The sequence below is a fragment of the Actinosynnema sp. NPDC023658 genome, from assembly GCF_040639995.1.
Classification (GTDB): domain Bacteria; phylum Actinomycetota; class Actinomycetes; order Mycobacteriales; family Pseudonocardiaceae; genus Actinosynnema.
This window is the reverse complement of sequence record NZ_JBFAAX010000073.1, coordinates 1-20,085: the sequence shown is the minus strand read 5'-3', so window position 1 is coordinate 20,085 and position 20,085 is coordinate 1. Positions and strand designations below refer to the sequence as shown.

At 70.8% G+C, this 20,085-nt stretch carries 22 protein-coding genes; 10 read left to right on the top strand and 12 right to left on the bottom strand.

The genetic code is table 11. The features are described 5' to 3' along the window. Window positions 1-92 precede the first annotated feature (92 nt). Entirely contained in the window at window positions 93-302 is a 210-nt protein-coding gene (locus AB0G02_RS11970) for a hypothetical protein (protein WP_360792830.1), read from the top strand. On the opposite strand, the gene AB0G02_RS11965 is transcribed toward AB0G02_RS11970, so the two are convergent. Then, a complete protein-coding gene (locus AB0G02_RS11965; RefSeq protein ID WP_360792828.1) occupies window positions 303-428 on the bottom strand; it encodes a hypothetical protein in 126 nt (41 codons plus the stop codon). A gap of 9 nt (window positions 429-437) precedes the next feature. Next, window positions 438-1,241 carry an alpha/beta hydrolase gene (locus AB0G02_RS11960; RefSeq protein ID WP_360792826.1) on the bottom strand — a complete coding sequence of 268 codons (804 nt, stop codon included), beginning with the start codon at window positions 1,239-1,241 and terminating at the stop codon, window positions 438-440. 62 nt (window positions 1,242-1,303) lie between these two features. On the opposite strand from AB0G02_RS11960, the gene AB0G02_RS11955 reads away from it, so the two are divergent. The 4 genes from AB0G02_RS11955 to AB0G02_RS11940 all read left to right on the top strand — a co-directional run bounded on the left by AB0G02_RS11955 (window position 1,304) and on the right by AB0G02_RS11940 (window position 3,808). Beyond that, window positions 1,304-1,723 carry a MarR family winged helix-turn-helix transcriptional regulator gene (locus AB0G02_RS11955; RefSeq protein WP_360792824.1) on the top strand — a complete coding sequence of 140 codons (420 nt, stop codon included), beginning with the start codon at window positions 1,304-1,306 and terminating at the stop codon, window positions 1,721-1,723. 84 nt (window positions 1,724-1,807) lie between these two features. Next, window positions 1,808-2,002, top strand: a complete 195-nt coding sequence (locus tag AB0G02_RS11950; protein WP_360792822.1) for a DUF3046 domain-containing protein — start codon at window positions 1,808-1,810, stop codon at window positions 2,000-2,002. A gap of 171 nt (window positions 2,003-2,173) precedes the next feature. After that, a complete protein-coding gene (gene recA / locus AB0G02_RS11945) occupies window positions 2,174-3,217 on the top strand; it encodes a recombinase RecA (RefSeq protein ID WP_360792820.1) in 1,044 nt (347 codons plus the stop codon). A gap of 114 nt (window positions 3,218-3,331) precedes the next feature. Further along, the gene (locus tag AB0G02_RS11940) at window positions 3,332-3,808 is read left to right on the top strand and encodes a regulatory protein RecX (protein WP_360792834.1); all 477 of its coding nucleotides are present in this window, start codon (window positions 3,332-3,334) and stop codon (window positions 3,806-3,808) included. A gap of 247 nt (window positions 3,809-4,055) precedes the next feature. On the opposite strand, the gene AB0G02_RS11935 is transcribed toward AB0G02_RS11940, so the two are convergent. Next, window positions 4,056-4,745 carry a hypothetical protein gene (locus AB0G02_RS11935; protein ID WP_360792819.1) on the bottom strand — a complete coding sequence of 230 codons (690 nt, stop codon included), beginning with the start codon at window positions 4,743-4,745 and terminating at the stop codon, window positions 4,056-4,058. Window positions 4,746-4,799: 54 nt separating this feature from the next. Here AB0G02_RS11935 and AB0G02_RS11930 point away from each other — a divergent pair, with 54 nt between their 5' ends. Next, a complete protein-coding gene (locus AB0G02_RS11930) occupies window positions 4,800-5,441 on the top strand; it encodes an HAD hydrolase-like protein (RefSeq protein WP_360792818.1) in 642 nt (213 codons plus the stop codon). Between the two features lie 150 nt (window positions 5,442-5,591). Here AB0G02_RS11930 and eda read toward each other — a convergent pair whose 3' ends face one another. Continuing rightward, window positions 5,592-6,245 carry a bifunctional 4-hydroxy-2-oxoglutarate aldolase/2-dehydro-3-deoxy-phosphogluconate aldolase gene (eda, locus tag AB0G02_RS11925; RefSeq protein ID WP_360792816.1) on the bottom strand — a complete coding sequence of 218 codons (654 nt, stop codon included), beginning with the start codon at window positions 6,243-6,245 and terminating at the stop codon, window positions 5,592-5,594. Further along, window positions 6,242-8,107 (bottom strand): phosphogluconate dehydratase, encoded by a 1,866-nt coding sequence (gene edd / locus AB0G02_RS11920; protein ID WP_360792814.1) that lies wholly within the window; start codon window positions 8,105-8,107, stop codon window positions 6,242-6,244. Before edd ends, eda begins: the two co-directional genes overlap by 4 nt. Before the next feature lie 225 nt (window positions 8,108-8,332). Between edd and AB0G02_RS11915 the strand changes: the two genes are divergently transcribed. From AB0G02_RS11915 to AB0G02_RS11900, 4 genes are all read left to right on the top strand, one after another. Continuing rightward, the gene (locus AB0G02_RS11915; protein WP_360792812.1) at window positions 8,333-8,629 is read left to right on the top strand and encodes a hypothetical protein; all 297 of its coding nucleotides are present in this window, start codon (window positions 8,333-8,335) and stop codon (window positions 8,627-8,629) included. Between the two features lie 118 nt (window positions 8,630-8,747). Continuing rightward, entirely contained in the window at window positions 8,748-9,509 is a 762-nt protein-coding gene (locus tag AB0G02_RS11910) for a hypothetical protein (protein ID WP_360792810.1), read from the top strand. 9 nt (window positions 9,510-9,518) lie between these two features. Next, entirely contained in the window at window positions 9,519-11,396 is a 1,878-nt protein-coding gene (locus AB0G02_RS11905; RefSeq protein WP_360792808.1) for a fumarate reductase/succinate dehydrogenase flavoprotein subunit, read from the top strand. Between the two features lies 1 nt (window position 11,397). Next, entirely contained in the window at window positions 11,398-12,147 is a 750-nt protein-coding gene (locus AB0G02_RS11900; RefSeq protein WP_360792806.1) for a succinate dehydrogenase/fumarate reductase iron-sulfur subunit, read from the top strand. A gap of 21 nt (window positions 12,148-12,168) precedes the next feature. On the opposite strand, the gene AB0G02_RS11895 is transcribed toward AB0G02_RS11900, so the two are convergent. From AB0G02_RS11895 to nrdR, 7 genes are all read right to left on the bottom strand, one after another. Next, window positions 12,169-13,332, bottom strand: coding sequence for an MFS transporter (locus AB0G02_RS11895; protein ID WP_360792804.1), 1,164 nt, complete (start codon window positions 13,330-13,332; stop codon window positions 12,169-12,171). 84 nt (window positions 13,333-13,416) lie between these two features. Next, the gene (locus AB0G02_RS11890; protein ID WP_360792802.1) at window positions 13,417-14,007 is read right to left on the bottom strand and encodes a TetR/AcrR family transcriptional regulator; all 591 of its coding nucleotides are present in this window, start codon (window positions 14,005-14,007) and stop codon (window positions 13,417-13,419) included. Window positions 14,008-14,016: 9 nt separating this feature from the next. Beyond that, window positions 14,017-15,027 carry an ADP-ribosylglycohydrolase family protein gene (locus tag AB0G02_RS11885; protein ID WP_360792832.1) on the bottom strand — a complete coding sequence of 337 codons (1,011 nt, stop codon included), beginning with the start codon at window positions 15,025-15,027 and terminating at the stop codon, window positions 14,017-14,019. A 115-nt stretch (window positions 15,028-15,142) separates the two neighbouring features. After that, complete coding sequence (locus tag AB0G02_RS11880; RefSeq protein WP_360792800.1) at window positions 15,143-15,571, bottom strand: cytotoxic translational repressor of toxin-antitoxin stability system; 429 nt, start codon at window positions 15,569-15,571, stop codon at window positions 15,143-15,145. Continuing rightward, entirely contained in the window at window positions 15,568-15,984 is a 417-nt protein-coding gene (locus AB0G02_RS11875) for a prevent-host-death protein (protein ID WP_360792798.1), read from the bottom strand. The genes AB0G02_RS11880 and AB0G02_RS11875 overlap by 4 nt, the downstream gene beginning before the upstream one ends. 328 nt (window positions 15,985-16,312) lie before the next feature. Beyond that, a complete protein-coding gene (locus AB0G02_RS11870) occupies window positions 16,313-19,168 on the bottom strand; it encodes a vitamin B12-dependent ribonucleotide reductase (RefSeq protein WP_360792796.1) in 2,856 nt (951 codons plus the stop codon). 102 nt (window positions 19,169-19,270) lie between these two features. Next, on the bottom strand, window positions 19,271-19,729 hold the full coding sequence (gene nrdR / locus AB0G02_RS11865) for a transcriptional regulator NrdR (protein ID WP_053718822.1): 459 nt from the start codon (window positions 19,727-19,729) through the stop codon (window positions 19,271-19,273). Window positions 19,730-20,085 lie beyond the last annotated feature (356 nt).

The window sequence follows — 20,085 nt, the reverse complement described above, 5'->3', positions numbered from 1 at the left end:
GTCGACGCCGGTGCCCTTGAGGAGGTCGGTGAGGGGGAGGTCGCGCAGCTCCTGCCCGGCCGCGAACTGGTGCAGCCGGACCCGTTCCACGAATGCTCACCGAGTCGGTGTCGGTGGCGGACCGGCCGGCCGCGCAGGGCCTGTCGGACCTGTGCATGAACGTCGGCGGGGCGCTCGGCGGCGTCACGGCGGGCGTGGTGGTGACCGCCTGGTCCTACGCCGCGCTGGGCCTGGTCGTCGGGTTCACCGCGCTGCCGCTGCTGGTGACGTGCCTGTTCGCGTCGTTGCAGCGGGTGCGCTGATCAGCGCTTGCGGTTGTACCAGAGCGCGCGCAGGCCCACGACGATCGCCGCGACGAGCCCGGCGATCATCGCGATCGTGGCGGCCGGCGAGGACATGCCGGTGGGGTCTTCCTGCAACAGCAGCACGCGCCGAGGTTAGCGCGCCGCGGGCGGTCGGACGGTGTCGGCGGACCGGCCCGTCCGGCGCAGGTGGGCGTCGACCAGGGCCGCGGTGGCGGCCGGTTGCTCGACGTGCGGGAGGTGGCCCGCCTCGGGGACGACCTCCAGCCGGCCGTCGCCGAAGGCCTCGGCGTACGCCGCGCCGTAGGCCGGGGTGACGACGCGGTCGCTCCCACCCCAGATCAGCAGGGCGGGCACCCGGACGGACCCGAGCCGGCCCAGCAGCCCCGGGTCGTGCATGTACGGGTCGCCCGCGAGGGCGCGCATGGTGGCCGTGTTGTGCTGCCGGCGGGCGAGTTCCCCGGCCGGGACGTCGGCGGGGTCGACGTGGTAGCGGTCCGGGTCGTGCCAGGAGTGCTCCGCGAGCCCGCGGGCGTCGAGCGCGAAGACGTCGGTGATCGGCTGCCCCTCGACGTGCACGCCGACGGCGTCGATCAGGACCAGGCCGGTGATGACGCCCGCGGTGTCCCGCACCGCCATCTCGGCGCCGACCCAGCCGCCGAGCGAGGAGCCGACGACCAGGACGTCCCGCAGCCCGCGGTCGCCCAGGTGGCGCAGGTAGGCGAGGGCGAGGTCGTCGACCCCGGTGAGCCACCAGGGTCGGTGGGTGCCGTCCCAGCCGGGGTGCACCGGCGTGATGACGTGCGCGGTGCGGGAGAGGTGCTGCGCGAGGCCGGCGACGGTGGCCGGACCCCCGCCGCCGTGCAGGAGGAGGACGGGCCTGCCGGTGCCGGCCTCGGACGCGGTCAGGGGGAGGTCGGTGCTGTGGTCGGGGAGCATGGCGCCAGCGTAACTAAACATCTTTAGATAAGCTAGTTGGGTTTCTGGCGTAGACTCCGCCCGTGCGCGGTGAGCTGCAAGAACTCGGCAGGTCGGTCAAGCAGGCCCAGTACCGGCAGCACCGGGCGTTGGACAGCGCCCTGGCGGCCGTCGGCACGACGCTGGCCCAGTGGGACGCCCTGCGCGCGGTCGGCCGCTCGCCCGGCGCGTCGGCGCGCGAGCTGGCCGCGGCGACGTTCCAGACCGAGCAGGCCTTCGGGGCGCTCGCCGGCCGTCTGCTGGCCCAGGGCGTGGTCGAGCGGCGACCGGGGCGCGGACGCCGGGTGGAGCACCACCTCACGCCGGCAGGCGAGCGGGTGCTGGCGGCCGGTCACGAGGTCGCGGACGAGGTGCTGGCCGACTGCTTCTCCCCGCTGTCCGCCGCGGATCGCGCGACCCTGCTCGACCTGCTCCGGCGCCTCGCGTCCGAACGGGACGCGTGAGCCGACCGCGCGCCTCGCCCCCGCCGGGCTCGGCGGTCGGGCGCGACGGTCGGGCGCGGGAAGTGGCGCGCTAGCCTGGACCCGATGCGCATCACGATGTTCCGCAAGTTGATGGCCTCCGAGTTCGGTGAGGTCAGGGCGGAGATGGTGGCCAAGGACCACGTGCTGTCCGCCCTCGGCGGCCGCACCCCCGACCAGGCGTTGGAGGCGGGGGTTCCGACCAAGGAGATCTGGCTGGCCGTCTGCGACGCGTTCGACGTGCCGGAACAGCGGCGGTGACCCGGTGTGTCGACCGGGTGGTCGAACACCTGTTCGGCTACACTGCCCGACACGACCGGGTGACAACACCCCGCGGTTGACCTGGTCCGCGCCGAAAAATGTCGGACCCCACCCGTAACGTCGGCCCCGACATCGCACAGCGACCCCAAGACACTCCGAGGTGGACTCCAGATGGCACCCCAGGCACCCGACCGGGACAAGGCCCTCGAGCTGGCACTGGCCCAGATCGACAAGCAGTTCGGCAAGGGCTCGGTCATGCGGCTCGGTGAGGAAGCCCGCGCCCCGATCCAGGTGATCCCCACCGGCGCGATCGCGCTCGACGTGGCGCTCGGCATCGGTGGCCTGCCCCGCGGCCGCGTGATCGAGATCTACGGCCCCGAGTCCTCCGGTAAGACCACGGTGGCGCTGCACGCCGTGGCCAACGCCCAGCGCAACGGCGGCATCGCGGCGTTCATCGACGCCGAGCACGCGCTCGACCCGGACTACGCGAAGAAGCTGGGCGTCGACACCGACGCGCTGCTGGTCTCGCAGCCCGACACCGGTGAGCAGGCGCTGGAGATCGCGGACATGCTGGTCCGCTCCGGCGCGCTCGACATCCTGGTCATCGACTCGGTGGCGGCCCTGGTGCCCCGCGCCGAGATCGAGGGCGAGATGGGCGACAACCACGTGGGTCTGCAGGCCCGGTTGATGAGCCAGGCGCTGCGCAAGATCACCGGCGCGCTCAGCAACTCCAACACCACCGCGATCTTCATCAACCAGCTGCGCGAGAAGATCGGCGTGATGTTCGGCTCGCCCGAGACCACGACCGGTGGCAAGGCGCTGAAGTTCTACGCGTCGGTGCGGCTGGACGTGCGGCGCATCGAGACCCTGAAGGACGGCGGCGAGCCGGTCGGCAACCGCACCAGGGTCAAGGTCGTGAAGAACAAGGTGGCCCCGCCGTTCAAGCAGGCCGAGTTCGACATCCTCTACGGCCAGGGCATCAGCCGTGAGGGTTCGCTCATCGACATGGGCGTCGACCAGGGCATCCTGCGCAAGTCGGGCGCCTGGTACACCTACGAGGGCGACCAGCTGGGCCAGGGCAAGGAGAACGCGCGGAAGTTCCTGCGCGAGAACCCGGACGTGGCCAACGAGATCGAGAAGCGGATCAAGGACAAGCTGGGCATCGGCGCCACCCTCGACGCCGAAGAGGCCGCTGCGGCTCCGGTCGAGTTCTAAGCGGGCGTGGCAGGACGAGGTGGCCGTGGTCGCGGGCCGTCCCGCGACCCTTCGGCCGAGGACACCGAGCCGCGTCCGGTCGACCCGGCGAAGGAGCAGCGCAAGGCGACCGACATCTGCTACGCGCTGCTCGCCGCACGGGCCCGGACGCGCGTGGAGCTGAAGGACGCCTTGCTGCGCAAGGGCATCAGCGAGCAGACGGCCGAGCTGGTGCTGGCCAAGTTCGACCGGGCGGGCCTGATCGACGACGCCGCGTTCGCCGAGGTCTGGGTGCGCTCGCGGCACACCTACCAGGGCCTGGGTCGGCGGGCCCTGGCCATGGAGCTGCGCCGCAAGGGCGTGGCGGACGAGGTGGCGGCCGAGGCCGTCGCCGCCGTGGACGACGAGGCCGAGGAACACCGGGCGCGTGACCTGGTGCGCAAGAAGCTGCGCACCATGGCGGGCCTGGACGACACCACGAGGATCCGCCGCCTGGTCTCCGCCCTGGCCCGCAAGGGCTACGCGGAGGGCCTGGCGTACCGGGTCGTGCGCGAGGAACTGCGCCGGGCGGGCGAGGACAGCTCGACGCTGGACGACCTGACCCAGGACTGACCTCCACCGGACCCGGTGGGCGAGGGCCGCGCCGCACCGCCGGTACGTGGCGGGGCCGGCTCAGCCGGTGCGCCTCAGGGTGTCCGCCGGGTCGGGACCGGCCGGTGGGTCAGGTTCGCGCCGGCCGGTGAGGACTGGCCGGTGAGTCAGGGCCCCACGCTGGGCGAGGACTCCACGGTTCATCGGGACCGGTCGGCCGCTGAGGACCGGCTGGTGGGTCGGGACCGCGCCGGCGGGCGTTGCGAGGTCAGGGCAGAGGGCGGGCGAGGCGCCAGTACTGGCGCTTCTTCTCCTCGCGCACGACGACGCCCAGCCGGCTCAACTCGTCCCGCAGCTCGTCGGCGTCCTCCTTGTCGTCCTTGCGCAACGCCTCGGCCCGCACCTTCAGCAGCCCGTTCGCGCCCGGCGGCAGGTCCGGCGTCCCGTCGACCCACCGGCGGTAGTCGTCGCGGTACGGGTCGCCGTCCAGCCACTGGTAGCCGTGCGACTGGAACGCGTCGGCCAGCTCCTCGGGCTTCAGGTCGTGGTTCTCCCGGGCCAGCTCGCCACTGTCCACACCGAGCAGCACGAGCTTCTTGCCGTCCAGGAACACCCCGGACACCAACGTCCGGTCGAAGCTGCGGTGCTTGCCGCCCTTCAGCAGCTCGACGCCCTCGTTGAACACCTCGACCACGAGCCGCTCGTGCGCCGCGATCCCGGCCACCACCAGCCCGAGCACCGCGCCGACGGCCACCGAGCCCACCGTCGCCCACGGCTCGGGGATGGACGCCACCAATGTGAACGGCCCCTGGAGCGGAGCCCACGACAGCCCGGCCACCCATCCCGCGATCGACTTCAGCCCCCACACCACGACCGCGCCCAGCACCGGGAACCCGACCGACACCAGCGCCACCTGCCCGCGAGGCTCGGCGACCACCGTGGTCCGACGCGTGTTCATCCCCCACTACCTCCCCAGAAGTGAGCTTCCAACCTATCGCCGTAGCCTGATCGGGTGAGGATCAGGGCCGAACACGTCGTCTGGGACTGGAACGGCACCCTGTTCGCGGACAACGACGCCGTGCTCGCCGCGGTCAACCGGGTCTGCGCCGACTTCGGCCACGCGGCCGTCACGCTGGAGCACTGGCGCGACACGTTCAGCCGCCCGATCAAGGACTGCTACGAGCGGATGTTCGGCCGACCGCTCACCCCCGCCGACTGGGCCCGCATCGACCTCGTCTACCACGACGAGTACCGCGCGCTGGTGGACCGGTGCGGGCTGGCCGCCGGCGTGCCCGACCACCTCAGGGCGCTGCGCCACACCCAGTCGCTGCTGTCGATGTGGTTCCACGACGAGCTGGTCCCGCTGGTCACCCGCTTCGGCCTGGGCGAGCTGTTCAACCGGGTGGACGGCCTGCGGGCCCCCGCCGACGGCGGCTCGAAGGCCGAGCACCTGGCCCGGCACCTGGATGCGCTGGAGCTGCGCCCCGCGGACGTCGTGCTCATCGGTGACGTGGCCGACGACGCCGAAGCCGCCCGGCACGTGGGCGCGCAGGTGGTCCTGGTCGCGACCGGCACCAGCTCCCGCAAGGTGCTCGAACGCACCGGCGTCCCGGTCGCGGACTCGATCCCGGAAGCCCTCACCCACCTGGCCTGACGCCCGCACCCAGGCGGACACGACGCCAGGCGGACACGCCGCCGGGCTCGGCACCACCCGGCACGACGAAGGACGCCTCCCCGCCGGGGGAAGCGCCCTTCGTGCGGCTCCGAAACGAGCCCCGCGGTCCGGAGGGCCGAGCCGTCCGGCTCAGAGGGCCGAAGTGGCCCTGGCCAGCTCCTCGATCCGGGTCCAGTCGCCCGACGCCAGCGCGTCCTTGGGCGCGAGCCACGAGCCGCCCACGCACCCGACGTTCGGCAGCGCCAGGTAGTTCGGCGCGGTCGCGGGGGTGATGCCGCCGGTGGGGCAGAAGCGCAGACCGGGCAGCGGAGCGCCGATGGACTTCAGGTAGTCCACCCCGCCCGCGGCCTCGGCCGGGAAGAACTTCAGCGACGTCAGGCCGCGCTCGGCCAGCCGCATCGCCTCCGACACGGTCGCCGCGCCCGGCAGGAACGGCAGCCCCGTGTCCTCGGCCGCGTCCAGCACGCGGTCCGTCGAGCCCGGCGTCACCAGGAACGCCGCACCGGCCTTCGCGGCCTGCTCGGCGTGCTCGGGCGCGGTCACGGTGCCGGCACCGATCACGATGCCCGGCACCTCCGCCGCGACCCGCTCGATCGCGGCCAGCGCGGCGGGCGTGCGCAGGGTCAGCTCGATCACGCGGACACCCCCGCGCAGCAACGCCTGCGCCAGCGGCACGGCGTGCTCGGCGTCGTCCACGACGACGACCGGGATGACGGGGGACAGCGCGAGCAGGTCCGCCGCCGTCGCGTGGGCCGGCGTGGACCCCGCCGGGGTGGTGGTCACCGGGACACCTCCTGGTTGAACTGGCCTTCGAAGTGCGAGGCCGCGATCGGTCCGAACACGCTCGCGCCGCGGTCGGCGGGCCCGACCGCACGGCGCAGCGCGGCGAACAGCTCCCGACCGGTGCCGGCCCACGCCTGCGCGTCCGGCGGGAAGTCCACCAGGTCGCGGGCGGCCAGCTCCGCCGGGTCGACGAACACCTCCAGCGTGCCGGTCTCGGCGTCCAGCCGCAGCACGTCACCGTCGCGCACCCGCGCCAGCGGGCCGCCGACGGCCGCCTCCGGGGTGACCTGGATGGCGGCGGGGATCTTGCCCGACGCGCCGGACATCCGGCCGTCGGTGACCAGCGCGACCTTGAACCCGCGGTCCATCAGCACGCCCAGCGCGGGCGTGAGCTTGTGCAGCTCGGGCATCCCGTTGGCCTGCGGGCCCTGCTGCCGCACCACGACCACCACGTCCCGCTCCAGCTCACCGGCCTGGAACGCGGCGCTGAACGCCTCCTGCGAGGTGAACACCCGCGCGGGCGCCTCGACGACCCGGTGCTCCGGCTTGACCGCCGACACCTTGATCACCGCGCGGCCGAGGTTGCCGGACAGCATGCGCAGGCCGCCGTCGGCCGCGAACGGCTCCGACACGGGCCGCAGCACGTCGGTGTCCAGCGAGTGCGGCGGCCCCGGACGCCACTGGAGCACGCCCTCGACCAGCACCGGCTCCTGCCGGTAGCGGTCCAGCCCGTCACCGGCCACGGTCTTCACGTCGGCGTGCAGCAGGCCGGTGTCCAGCAGCGTGGAGACGAGGAACTGCACGCCGCCCGCGGCCTGGAAGTGGTTGATGTCCGCCGAACCGTTCGGGTAGACGCGGGCCAGCAGCGGCACCACCGACGAAAGCTCGGAGAAGTCGTCCCAGCTCAGCTCGATGCCCGCGGCGGAGGCGATGGCGACCAGGTGCATGGTGTGGTTGGTCGACCCGCCGGTGGCCAGCAGCGCGATCACGCCGTTGACCACGGACTTCACGTCGACCACGTGCCCGACCGGGGTGTAGTCCTCGCCGCGGCTGATCTCCACCGCCCGCCGCGCGGCCTCCTCGGTCAGAGCGCGCCGCAGCTTGGTGCCCGGCGGCACGAAGCTCGCGCCGGGCAGGTGCAGGCCCATGACCTCGACCACGAGCTGGTTGGAGTTCGCCGTGCCGTAGAACGTGCAGGTCCCGGGGCTGTGGTAGGACTGCGCCTCGGCTTCGAGCAGGTCCTCGCGGGACGCCTTGTTCTCCGCGAACAGCTGCCGCACCCGCGCCTTCTCCGAGTTCGGGAGGCCGGAGTGCATCGGGCCGGCGGGCACCAGGATCGCGGGCAGGTGCCCGAACGACAGCGCGCCGATCAGCAGGCCCGGCGTGATCTTGTCGCACACGCCCAGGAGCAGCGCCGAGTCGAACATCTCGTGCGCCAGCGCGATGGCGGTGGACATCGCGATGACCTCGCGGCTGTACAGCGACAGCTCCATGCCCGCGCGGCCCTGGGTGATGCCGTCGCACATGGCGGGCACGCCGCCCGCGAACTGCGCCACGCCGCCGACGGCGCGGGCCGCGTCCTTGATCCACGCCGGGTACTCGTGCATCGGCTGGTGGGCGGACAGCATGTCGTTGTACGCGGACACGATCGCCACGTTCGGGCGACGCAGCGCCCGGAGGAGGTCCTTGTCACCGCCCGTGATGCCGGCGAAACCGTGGGCCAGGTTGCTGCACGCCATGTCGCGGCGGGCGGGACCGTCCTGGTGGGCCTGGGCGATTCGGTCGAGGTAGGCGGCCCGGCCGGCGGCGCTGCGGGCGGCGATTCGAGCCGTCACTTCGGCGACGACGGGATGCACGCTCATGTGTTCGCTGTCTCCGGTGGTGATCACGGGCCGTGGTGGCCCGGTGGGACGACAGCGCTGGCGTCGCACGGACGGACGTGACAGCACGCACAGTATGTCACGACACATGATCGTCACAAAAACGATTCAGATCCTGAGACACGACTCGTCTCCCTGTGGTGCTTGTCACAGCGCCGTCTACTTGGCAGAGTCGGCACACGGATCGACCCGAGGGAGGTGCTGACCATGACGTCCTCCGAGATCGTGGAGCTGCGGCGGGCGCTTGGCCAACTGCGCCACTGCGTCGGTGGCCTGCGCGCGCGGTACGGCGACGTGGCCGCGGTGCAGAGGCTGGCCAACGACGTCGAGCGCATGGACATCGACGCGACCGAGCTGTTGGACCTGGACAGCACGCCGCGGCAGCGGGAAGCGCCCCGGGTCGAACGCGAAGTCGTCGTCGTCCCGGACACGCCGTACGACCCGCAGTTGTGGCACGACGCCGACGATGAAGGACTCGGTGGCTACCGCAGCCATCGAACCTGACCAGTTCGCGAAACCGGCCCCCGCGTGAAGACGCGGGGGCCGGTCCCGTTTTCGGCCCGACGGTGTGGCCCAAGCCACATTGTGTCCCGCACCACAACGACGTGGAACGAGGTGAGGTATGAGGGCGCAGATCGCCCAGCGCACGTTGCGCACGGACCGGTGGTGGCTACCGCCGCTGGCGACGTTCGTGGGCCTGCTCCTGATCTCCGTCTACGCGGCCGTGCGCACGTTCATGGGCGACTACTACTGGGTGGACGACTACCACTACCTGACGCCCATGTACTCGCCGTGCCTGAGCCAGGAGTGCCTGCCCGCGGCGGCGCACTTCGGTCGCCCGCTGCCCGAGCTCCCGGGTTTCCTCACCCCGCCGGTGGTGATCCTGCCGTTCCTGCTCGGCTTCCGCGTGACCTGCTACTACTACCGCAAGGCGTACTACCGGGCGGCGTGGATGTCCCCGCCCGCGTGCGCGGTGGGCGAGCCGCACGCGAAGTACACCGGTGAGACCCGCTTCCCGCTGATCGCGCAGAACCTGCACCGCTACTTCTTCTACGCGGCGTCGCTCCTGCTGCTCATCAACGTCTACGACGCGATCTACGCGTTCAGCACCGGCATCGGCCTGGGCAACCTGGTGCTGCTGGTCAACGTCGGGCTCCTGGGCGCGTACACGCTGTCGTGCCACTCGTGCCGCCACATCGCGGGCGGGCGGTTGAAGCACTTCTCCAAGCACCCGGTCCGGTACTGGGCGTGGACGCAGATCTCCAAGCTCAACGCCAGGCACATGCAGCTGGCGTGGGCCTCGCTGATCTTCGTGTGCGTCACGGACCTCTACGTCGCGCTGGTCGCCTCCGGGACGATCACCGACCTCCGATTCGTCAACTGAGGAGTGGTTTTGCCCGAGCTGGAACGGCATTCGTTCGACGTGCTCGTGATCGGTGCCGGCGGTGCGGGGCTGCGCGCCGCGATCGAGGCCAGGGAACACGGGATGCGCACGGCGGTGCTGTGCAAGTCGTTGTTCGGCAAGGCCCACACGGTGATGGCCGAGGGCGGGATCGCCGCGGCCATGGGCAACGTCAACTCGAACGACAACTGGCAGGTGCACTTCCGGGACACCATGCGCGGCGGGAAGTTCCTCAACAACTGGCGGATGGCCGAGCTGCACGCCAAGGAGGCGCCCGACCGGGTGTGGGAGCTGGAGACCTACGGCGCGCTGTTCGACCGCACCAAGGACGGTCGGATCAGCCAGCGCAACTTCGGCGGCCACGAGTACCCGCGGCTGGCGCACGTGGGCGACCGCACCGGGCTGGAGCTGATCCGCAGCCTGCAGCAGAAGGTCGTGTCGCTGCAGCAGGACGACTACGCCGAGACCGGCGACTACGAGTCGCGGCTGCGGGTGTTCCAGGAGTTCACGGTCACCGACCTGGTGCTCGACGACGGCAAGGTGGCCGGCGCGTTCGGCTACTGGCGCGAGTCGGGCCGGTTCGTGCTGTTCGAGGCGCCGGCCGTGGTGCTGGCCACCGGTGGCATCGGCAAGTCGTTCAAGGTGACCTCGAACTCCTGGGAGTACACCGGCGACGGTCACGCCCTGGCCCTGCGCGCGGGCGCGTCGCTGATCAACATGGAGTTCATCCAGTTCCACCCGACCGGCATGGTCTGGCCGCCGTCGGTGAAGGGGATCCTGGTCACCGAGTCGGTCCGCGGTGACGGCGGAGTGCTGCGCAACTCCGACGGCAAGCGGTTCATGTTCGACTACATCCCCGAGGTGTTCAAGGACAAGTACGCCGACAACGAGGCCGAGGCCGACCGCTGGTACACCGACCCGGGCGGCAACCGGCGACCACCGGAGCTGCTGCCGCGGGACGAGGTGGCCCGCGCCATCAACTCCGAGGTCAAGGCCGGGCGCGGCTCCGAGCACGGCGGCGTGTTCCTGGACGTGTCGACGCGCCTGCCCGCCGAGGAGATCATGCGGCGGCTGCCGTCGATGCACCACCAGTTCAAGGAGCTGGCCGACGTCGACATCACCGCGCAGGCGATGGAGGTCGGGCCGACCTGCCACTACGTGATGGGTGGCGTGCAGGTCGACCCGGACACGGGCGCGTCGTCGGTGCCGGGCCTGTTCGCGGCGGGCGAGGTGTCCGGCGGCATGCACGGCTCGAACCGGCTGGGCGGCAACTCGCTGTCCGACCTGCTGGTGTTCGGGCGTCGGGCGGGCGCGGGCGCGTCGGACTACGTCGGCGGCCTGTCGACGCGTCCGGTGTGCTCGGACGAGGCCGTCACCGAGGCGGAGCGGACGGCGGTGGCGCCGTTCTCCGGCGCCGACGCGGGCGGTGAGAACCCGTACACGCTGCACATGGAGCTCCAGCAGGCGATGAACGACCTGGTCGGCATCATCCGGCGGGCCGAGGAGATGGACCGGGCGATCGGTCGGCTGGAGGAGCTGAAGCGGCGGGCCGCGACCGTGGTGGTCGAGGGGCACCGGCAGTTCAACCCCGGCTGGCACCTGGCGCTCGACCTGCGCAACATGCTGCTGGTCAGCGAGTGCGTGGCGCGTGCGGCGCTGCTGCGCACCGAGAGCCGCGGCGGGCACACCCGCGACGACTACCCGGGCATGGACGCCGACTGGCGGCGCAAGCTCCTGGTCTGCACGTTGTCCGGCTCGTCGGTCGAGGTGGCCGAGGAGCCGCAGATCCCGATCCGATCGGACCTGCTGGCGCTGTTCGAGCACAGCGAGCTGCAGAAGTACCTGACCGCCGACGAGCTGGAGGGCTGACATGGGGTACCAGGGGCACTTCCGGGTGTGGCGCGGTTCGGACGAGGGCGGCGGGCTGGAGGACTTCACCGTCGAGGTCAACGAGGGCGAAGTGGTGCTCGACGTGATCCACCGGCTCCAGGCGACGCAGACGCCGGACCTGGCCGTGCGGTGGAACTGCAAGGCGGGCAAGTGCGGGTCGTGCTCGGCGGAGATCAACGGCAAGCCGCGGCTGCTGTGCATGACGCGGATGTCGGTGTTCTCGGAGGACGAGACGGTGACCGTGACGCCGATGCGCACGTTCCCGGTCATCCGCGACCTGGTCACCGACGTGTCGTTCAACTACCGGAAGGCGCGTGAGGTCCCCGCCTTCAAGCCGCCGGCCGGCGTGGCGCCGGGGGAGTACCGGATGCAGCAGGTCGACGTGGAGCGCTCGCAGGAGTTCCGCAAGTGCATCGAGTGCTTCCTGTGCAACAACACCTGCCACGTCATCCGCGACCACGAGGAGAACAAGGAAGCGTTCGCCGGGCCGCGGTTCCTGATGCGGGTGGCCGAGCTGGAGATGCACCCGCTGGACGCGGCCGACCGCGTGGACCAGGCGCAGTCGGAGCACGGCCTGGGCCTGTGCAACATCACCAAGTGCTGCACGGAGGTGTGCCCGGAGCACATCAAGATCACCGACAACGCGCTGATCCCGATGAAGGAGCGCGTGGCCGACCGCCGTTACGACCCGATCGTGTGGTTGGGCAACAAGTTGTTCCGCAAGTCCTGACCCCGTCGGTCCCGCGGCGCGTCATCGCGAGGTGGCGTGCCGCGGAACCGGTGAGGTCCGGCGGAGGTCGGGCAGCAGGCTGACCAGCCCGAACACCGCCAGCGCCGCGCCCAGCCACAGCGGCGCGCGCAGGCCGTGGTCGGTGATGAGCAAGCCACCCAGCCACGACCCGACGATGATGCCGAGCGTGATGAACGACCCGTGCACGGTGTTGACCAGCGCGCCGGTGCCGCCCCGGCGCTGCACGCGGGTGACCAGCGCGGGGTTCATCGTGACGCCGACCAGGCCGATGCCGAGCAGGCTCGCCACGGCGGGCGCCTTCTCCCCGGCGAACAAGGCGAACGCGGTGAGGAACAGGGCGTTCAGCGCCAGCCCGGTGGCCAGCGTCGGCAGCGCGTGGCGGTCTGCGAACCGGCCGACCACGTGGTTGCCGACCACGGTCGCGGCGCCGTAGGCGATGAGCAGCAGCGGCACGGTTGTCGTGGTGAAGCCGGTGACCTCGGTGAGGATCGGGTTGGCGTAGCTGAACGCGGCGAAGGTCGCGCCGATGACGCACGTGCTGGTGGACAGCACCAACCACAGCCTCGGTCGCGCGACGGCCCGGAGCTCGGCGCGCACGGTCGTGTCGCCGCTGACGCGGTCCAGCCGCGGCACGCCCGCGACGGTGCCGGCGGCGGCCACGACGGTGAGCACGGCGATGCCCCAGAACGCCGCCCGCCAGCCGAGGTGCTCCCCGAGGAACGTGGCCACCGGCAGTCCCAGGAGCGTGCCGAGCATCAGCCCGTTCATGACGGCCGCCGTGGCCCGGCCGCGCAGGTCCTCCGCGACCAAGGCGGAGGTGACCGAGAGCGCCACGCCGAAGAACGCCTGCGCCGCCGCGCCGGTGACGACGCGGGCGGTGAGCATCACGCCGTAGTCGGTGGCGGTGGCGGCCAGGCCGTTGCCGGCGAGGAAGACGGCGAACAGCGTCATGAGCGCCGGTTTTGGACGGAAGCGCAGCATCAGCACGGCCAGCAGGGGTCCGCCGACGGCCATCGCGGCGGCGAACGCGGTGATCAGGTAGCCGATCTCGGGGATGGTGACGTGCAGGCCGGCGGCCATCTGCGGCATGAGGCCGGCGACGACGAACTCGCTGGTGACCATGGTGAAGATGCCGAGGGCGAGGAGGTGGACGACACGGGGCATTCCGGTGCTCCTATTTTGTATCGATCTATCCAAAATGAGGGCGTGCGGCGGTCCGCTCGTACTTGCGAGGTTCTTCCCGGCGTTCTAGAGGGCGTCCAGGGCGGTGGCCGCGATGGCCTTCAGCGCGGGGATGTCCGCGCCGCCCTGCCCGGCGACCCGGATGCCCGCGATGACCGCGTTGACGAAGCGCGCCAGCTCCGCCGCGTCCCTGGTGGAGCTGAACCGGCCGTCCCGCTGCCCCGCCCGGATGACCACTTCCAGCGCTTCCAGCCTGCGCCGCTGGTCGCGGGAGACCAGCTCGGCGGCCTCCCGGTCCCGCCCGGCCAGTTCGACGGTGGTGTTGACGGTCAGGCAGCCGATCCCGCGGTCGTCCCGCCGGTTCTCCACCTCACCCGCGATGATCGCGTCGAACAGGTCGCGCAACCGGTCGTCGGGCGCCCGCGTCCCGTCTTCGAGCAGGGCGAGCTGGCCCGCGGACATGAGGTCGGTGTAGCGGACGAGGGCGCGCTTGAAGAGCTCGTGCTTGCTGGTGAACGTGTTGTAGATGCTGCTGCGCCCCAACCCGGTGGCGCGGCACAGGTCCTCGGTGGACGTCGCCTCGTAGCCGTTCGCCCAGAACGTGCGCATGGCGGCGTCCAGCGCCTGCTCCTCGTCGAACTCCCTGGGTCGCGGCACGGGCTCACGCTAGCAGGTTTTGGAACGTCCTATCCAGAACAGTCGATGGTCGTCAGTCCCACCTCCGGCCGAGCGCGGCAGTTCGTCGCCGTGCTCGATGCGCTCGGCCCACTCCGGCGGCCACGCGTCGAGACCGTGCGCGGCCCCCGCGAACGCGCCGGTGAGGCACGCGATCGAGTCCGAGTCGCCGGACGTCGTCGCCGCGCGGGACAGCGCCGCCACCGGCTCGTCGCGGAACAGCAGGAAGCAGTGCAGCGCGGTGACCAGCGCCTCTTCCGCGACCCACCCCGCACCCGTGGCCAGGCATGGATCGGCGTCCCGGTCGTCGCCCGCGGCGGCGAGCACGTCCAGCGCGGCCGCGCACTCGTCCCACCCCCTCGCGATGAACTCGTCGGGTTCCGAGACGCCGGGCCGGACCCACAGGTCGGCCAACCACTCCTCGCGGTACTCGGTCCGCTGCTGCGCGCACCGCTCGCGCAGCGCGGCCGTGAGGTCGCCCGGGTCCATGCCGCCACGCAGCCAGTGCGCCGCGAACGCCGTCAGCTCGCAGGCCGCGAGCGCCGTCGGGTGGCCGTGCGTGAGGGCGGACTGGAGCTGGGCGATCCCGGCCCGGTCGTCGTCGGAGAGGTCCGGCACCAGGCCGACCGGCACGACGCGCATGTTCGCGCCGCAGCCCTTGGACGACGCCCCGGTGGCCTCACGCCACGGCAGCCCGGCGGCCAGCTTCTCGCACGCCTGGAGGCACGTCATGCCGGGCGCGCGGTTGTTGTCGGGCGACTCCCACCACCGCACGAAGTGGTCGCGCAACGCCTCGACGATCCCGGCCGTCCCGCCGACCAGCGCCCGCGCGACGGCCAACGTCATCTGGGTGTCGTCGGTGACCAGGGCGGGATCCCCCTCGATCTCCCCCGGCCCGCCCGCGCCGTAGCGCTGCTCGATCTCGGCAACGGTCATGAACTCGGTGGGCGCACCCAGCGCGTCCCCGTACGCCAACCCGAACAACGCCCCGCTCGCCCGCATCACCGCGACAGCGTAGGAGCCGGCCGTGCTCGGGGCGCGGGAAAAACGGGCGGGAAGCCGACTCCCGGCGTTCACCGGAACTCTCGCGAAGGCCGCCAAGCAGGTGCCGACGTGCTCAACCGCCGTCGGTCCAGTAGCGCTGCATCCTGGCGACAGCCTCGTCCTTGCTCATCCCGGCCACCTCGGACTCCACGAGACCGACCCGCGAGATCAACAGGTGCACGAGATCGGCGGGCAGTGCCTCCGCCGGCTGTTCAGGCGTGCCGCGAGCAGGTCTGACGCCATCCTGCACGCAGGACCAGAACACCGGTTCGTCGACGTCGAGCTGATCGCGCAGGATGTGGTTCCACAGGCCCCGCCCGTAGCCGGTGCGGTCCACCGGATGGGAGATGCGGGTGCGCAGGATTTTGCCGTCGTCGAGACCGAGTTCGTAAGTGACGTGGTGCGTCCCGGTCCGACCCCGGGCGTCGCGCACCGCACGCCATTCCTCGACCTGGAAGAAGGCCTCGTGATCCTTGCGCGTCGGCTGCGGCCAGGAAGTCACCGCGCGGCACCGACGAGCCAGTCGCGGAGCTGGTCGTCGTCGCTGAAGCTGATCAGTTGCACGAGTCCCCAGTTGTCCCGGTGGTTCGGGGTGTCCAGCAGGCGGTCCTGCCAGTCCTCCGCGTACTCGCGCAGGGCGTCGACCATCTCGGTGATCGCCTCGTCGAACGACGCACCGTCAGCGGCCACCGGCAGTCCCGGGATGAACACCGACCAGCCGCCGGCCTCCGGGACGACCTGCGCGCGCGATGGGACGATCGACGCGAGGAAGTGGCGCAATCGCTCGACGTCCACGACGGCCGTGGTGGCGGAGTCACGCCGAACCGTGGCGACCCGCCCCTTCTCCGCGGCGTCGAGCAAGTCCTTGAGGTGCGCGCGAGCCTCTGTGTAGCTGTCGTAGTGCACAGCGGACATGTCGACCTCCTGATGAGCTGTCATCAGAGTGCCCTCAGTCCATAGGTACGTCAAGTACGTGACGTACTCGGCGGTGCAGGTCGATGCGTTTCGACCTTCTCGATTTGTGATCGCAGTCGGCGCGTGGTCGCATAGTGGTTCTCACACCGCAGTCACGACCTCGGTCCGGCTGCAACGGATGCCCGGCCCGCCAAGGCCGGGCATCCGTCGTTCCGGCGCACTTGCACCGGTACGTATCGCACATGGGGCTCGAGACGCGTGGTCCCGAGCCCCATGTCGCTGTGGAGTTGTCAGCTCACCTCACGGGTGGCTGCTCGCCTTGTCGGGCTCAGCTGCAGCCCGAGGTGGAGCCGCAGCCCTCGCACAGGTAGCACGAGCCAGCCGGGCGCATCTTCGTGCCGCACGTCATGCACAGCGGCGCGTCGGCGGCCTTGCCCAGGTGCAGTTCGAGCAGTTCCGTGGAGCTGCCCACGCGCACGTCCTGCGGCTTCGGCTTCTTCTCCTCGACCTGCGCCGGGGTGGCGGCGGCCGGGGCCGCGTCGACCGACGTGCGCAGACCCTCCAGGTCCACGTCACCGTTGCCGTAGTCCGCGGACACCTGGGCGGTGCGCTCGTCGGCGGTGTAGATGCCGAGCTGCGCCCGCTTCTCCAGCGGCAGGTAGTCCAGCGCCAACCGGCGGAACAAGTAGTCCAGCACGCTGGTCGCGATCCGGACGTCCGGGTCGTCGGTCATGCCCGCCGGCTCGAAGCGCAGGTTCTGGAACTTCGAGACGTAGAACTCCAGCGGGATGCCGTACTGCAGGCCCACCGAGATGGACATGGAGAACGCGTCCATCACGCCGGCCAGCGTCGAACCCTGCTTGCCGAGCTTGACGAAGATCTCGCCCAGGCCGTCGTCGGGGTACGAACCGGCGTGCAGGTAGCCCTCCGCGCCGCCGACCGTGAACGACACCGTCTGCGACGGGCGCTTCTTCGGCAGCCGCTTGCGCACCGGGCGGTACTCCACGACGGTCTCGGTCTTGGCCTCCGACGACGTGGTCGACGACGCCTTGGCCGACTTGCCCGCCGACAGCGGCTGGCCGACCTTGCAGTTGTCGCGGTAGATCGCCAGCGCCTTCAGGCCCAGCTTCCAGCCCTGGTAGTAGATCTCCTCGACGTCCTCGACGGTCGCCGTCTCCGGCATGTTCACCGTCTTGGAGATCGCGCCCGAGATGAACGGCTGCACCGCGGCCATCATCCGCACGTGGCCCATCGGCGCGATCGAGCGGTCGCCCATGGCGCAGTCGAAGACCTCGTAGTGCTCGGGCTTGAGGCCCGGCGCGTCCACCACGTGGCCGTGCTCGCCGATGTACTCGACGATCGCCTCGACCTGCTCCTCCTGGTAGCCCAGGACGCGCAGCGCGCGCGGCACGGTCTGGTTGACGATCTGCATCGAGCCGCCGCCGACCAGCTTCTTGAACTTGACCAGCGCCAGGTCGGGCTCGATGCCGGTGGTGTCGCAGTCCATCATCAGGCCGATGGTGCCGGTGGGCGCGAGCACGCTGGCCTGCGCGTTGCGCCAGCCGTTGCGGGCGCCGACCTTCTGGCACTCCTGCCAGGCCTTCGTCGCGACCTTCTGCACCGCGCCGTCGTTCGCGTGGTACGTGCGCAGCATGTCGTTGGCGGCCGAGTGCTTGCGGATGACCCGCTGGTGCGCCTCGGCGTTGCGGGCGTAGCCCTCGTACGGGCCGACGATGCCCGCCAGCTCCGCGGACCGCTTGTACGCCACGGCCTGCATCAGGGAGGTGATCGCGGCGGCCAGCGCGCGGCCACCCTCGGAGTCGTACGCGTGACCGGTCGCCATGAGCAGCGCGCCCAGATTCGCGTAGCCGATGCCCAGCTGGCGGAACGCGCGGGTCGTCTCACCGATCGCGGGGGTCGGGAAGTCCGCGAAGCAGATCGAGATGTCCATCGCGGTGATGATGATCTCGACCGACTTGGCGAACAGCTCGGCGTTGAACGAGCCGTCGTCGGACAGGAACTTCATCAGGTTCAGCGACGCCAGGTTGCAGCTGGAGTTGTCCAGGTGCATGTACTCCGAGCACGGGTTCGAGGCGGTGATCCGGCCCGACTCCGGCGTGGTGTGCCAGTCGTTGATCGTGCCGTCGTACTGGATGCCCGGGTCGGCGCACTCCCACGCCGCCTGCGCCAGCTTGCGGAACAGGCCCTTGGCGTCCACGTGCTCGATGACCTCGCCGGTCATCCGGGCGCGCAGGCCGAACCGGCCGCCGTTCTCGTAGGAGTGCATGAACTCGTCCGACACGCGGATCGAGTTGTTCGCGTTCTGGTACTGCACGGACACGATGTCCTTGCCGCCCAGGTCCATGTCGAACCCGGCGTCGCGCAGCGCGCGGACCTTGTCCTCCTCGCGCGCCTTGGTCTCGATGAACTCCTCGACGTCGGGGTGGTCCACGTCGAGCACGACCATCTTCGCCGCGCGGCGGGTCGCGCCACCGGACTTGATGGTGCCCGCCGACGCGTCCGCGCCGCGCATGAACGACACCGGGCCGGACGCCGTGCCGCCGGAGGACAGCAGTTCCTTGGACGAGCGGATGCGCGAGAGGTTCAGGCCCGCGCCGGAGCCGCCCTTGAAGATCAGGCCCTCCTCGCGGTACCAGTTCAGGATCGACTCCATCGTGTCGTCGACCGACAGGATGAAGCAGGCGCTGACCTGCTGCGGGGAGGTCGTGCCGACGTTGAACCACACCGGCGAGTTGAAGCTGAACACCTGGTGCAGCAGCATCCAGGTCAGCTCGTGCTCGTAGATCTCGGCGTCGTCCTCGGTGGCGAAGTAGCCGTGCTTGACGCCCGCCTCGACGTAGGTCTTCACCACGCGGTCGATGAGCTGGCGCAGGCTGTGCTCGCGCTGCTGCGTGCCCACCGCGCCGCGGAAGTACTTGCTGGTGACGATGTTGGTGGCGTTGACCGACCAGAAGTCGGGGAACTCGACGCCGCGCTGCTCGAAGTTCACCGAGCCGTCGCGCCAGTTCGTCATCACGACGTCGCGGTGCTCCCAGGTGACCTCGTCGTACGGGTGCGTGCCCGCGGTGGTGTAGACGCGCTCCACCTTGAGCTTGGCGTTCTTGTCCACCGCACCGTTGCGGGTGGCCGTCTTCTTGCTGGAGCCACCGACGGTCTCCGTCATCCCGGGTCCCTCTCGTCTTGCTCGTCTGGAAATTGGCGTGCGCGACCACGTCCGGGCTCCCCGTCCGAGGCCGGTCGCGCGGTTGTCCTGCGTCGCGTCCGCTCAGTCGTCCGTGCTCTGGGCGGTGCGAAGATCAGCGATCTCCTTCTCGAAGTCCTCGACGGACGAGAAGGAGCGGTACACGCTCGCGAAGCGGAGGTACGCGACCTCGTCCAGCTCGCGCAGGGGGCCGAGGATGGCCAGGCCCACCTCGTGACTGGGGATCTCGGCGACGCCGCCGGAGCGGATCGACTCCTCGACGCGCTGCGCCAACTGCTGGAGGGCGTCCTCGTCGACGGGGCGGCCCTGGCACGCGCGGCGCACGCCGACGACGACCTTGTCGCGGCTGAACGGCTCCGTCACGCCGGAGCGCTTGACCACCGCGAGCACGGCCTCCTCGACCGTGGTGAAGCGGCGGCCGCAGGCCGTGCACGACCGGCGGCGGCGGATGACCTGGCCCTCGTCGACCTCGCGGGAATCGACGACACGCGAGTCCGAGTTCCGGCAGAACGGGCATCGCACGGCTGGTCTCCCCCTCCCCTGGGCAGCATCCATCGCGTTAGCCCTCGTCGTGGGGAAAACCCCAACCGGTAGACCAACTACAACGGTGTAACCACTAGATGTAGGGGTCAACCTATGCCCGAGCACTACTCGTCTGCAAGTCGGACACGCCCGCTCCGTTCACCCGATGGGACGTATTGCGCACCGCGACCCACCGGTCACGGACCGCTCCTGATTCGCGAACCCAAACGCGAGAGTCCTACGTCCACGCCGCGAGAGTCCTACGTCCAGCGCACCCGAGTTCAACGCTGAGGGTTGAACTCACGGCGTCTGGATCGACAGCCGCGGCAACGCGCTCTGCTCGGTGACCGAGCAGG

Coding starts and splice junctions, on each gene's coding strand:
- AB0G02_RS11970 (WP_360792830.1), top strand. CDS start 93: ATGCTCACCGAGTCGGTGTCGGTGGCGGACCGGCCGGCCGCGCAGGGC.
- AB0G02_RS11960 (WP_360792826.1), bottom strand. CDS start 1,241: ATGCTCCCCGACCACAGCACCGACCTCCCCCTGACCGCGTCCGAGGCC.
- AB0G02_RS11950 (WP_360792822.1), top strand. CDS start 1,808: ATGCGCATCACGATGTTCCGCAAGTTGATGGCCTCCGAGTTCGGTGAG.
- recA (WP_360792820.1), top strand. CDS start 2,174: ATGGCACCCCAGGCACCCGACCGGGACAAGGCCCTCGAGCTGGCACTG.
- AB0G02_RS11935 (WP_360792819.1), bottom strand. CDS start 4,745: ATGAACACGCGTCGGACCACGGTGGTCGCCGAGCCTCGCGGGCAGGTG.
- edd (WP_360792814.1), bottom strand. CDS start 8,107: ATGAGCGTGCATCCCGTCGTCGCCGAAGTGACGGCTCGAATCGCCGCC.
- AB0G02_RS11915 (WP_360792812.1), top strand. CDS start 8,333: ATGACGTCCTCCGAGATCGTGGAGCTGCGGCGGGCGCTTGGCCAACTG.
- AB0G02_RS11910 (WP_360792810.1), top strand. CDS start 8,748: ATGAGGGCGCAGATCGCCCAGCGCACGTTGCGCACGGACCGGTGGTGG.
- AB0G02_RS11900 (WP_360792806.1), top strand. CDS start 11,398: ATGGGGTACCAGGGGCACTTCCGGGTGTGGCGCGGTTCGGACGAGGGC.
- AB0G02_RS11895 (WP_360792804.1), bottom strand. CDS start 13,332: ATGCCCCGTGTCGTCCACCTCCTCGCCCTCGGCATCTTCACCATGGTC.
- AB0G02_RS11885 (WP_360792832.1), bottom strand. CDS start 15,027: ATGCGGGCGAGCGGGGCGTTGTTCGGGTTGGCGTACGGGGACGCGCTG.
- AB0G02_RS11875 (WP_360792798.1), bottom strand. CDS start 15,984: ATGTCCGCTGTGCACTACGACAGCTACACAGAGGCTCGCGCGCACCTC.
- AB0G02_RS11870 (WP_360792796.1), bottom strand. CDS start 19,168: ATGACGGAGACCGTCGGTGGCTCCAGCAAGAAGACGGCCACCCGCAAC.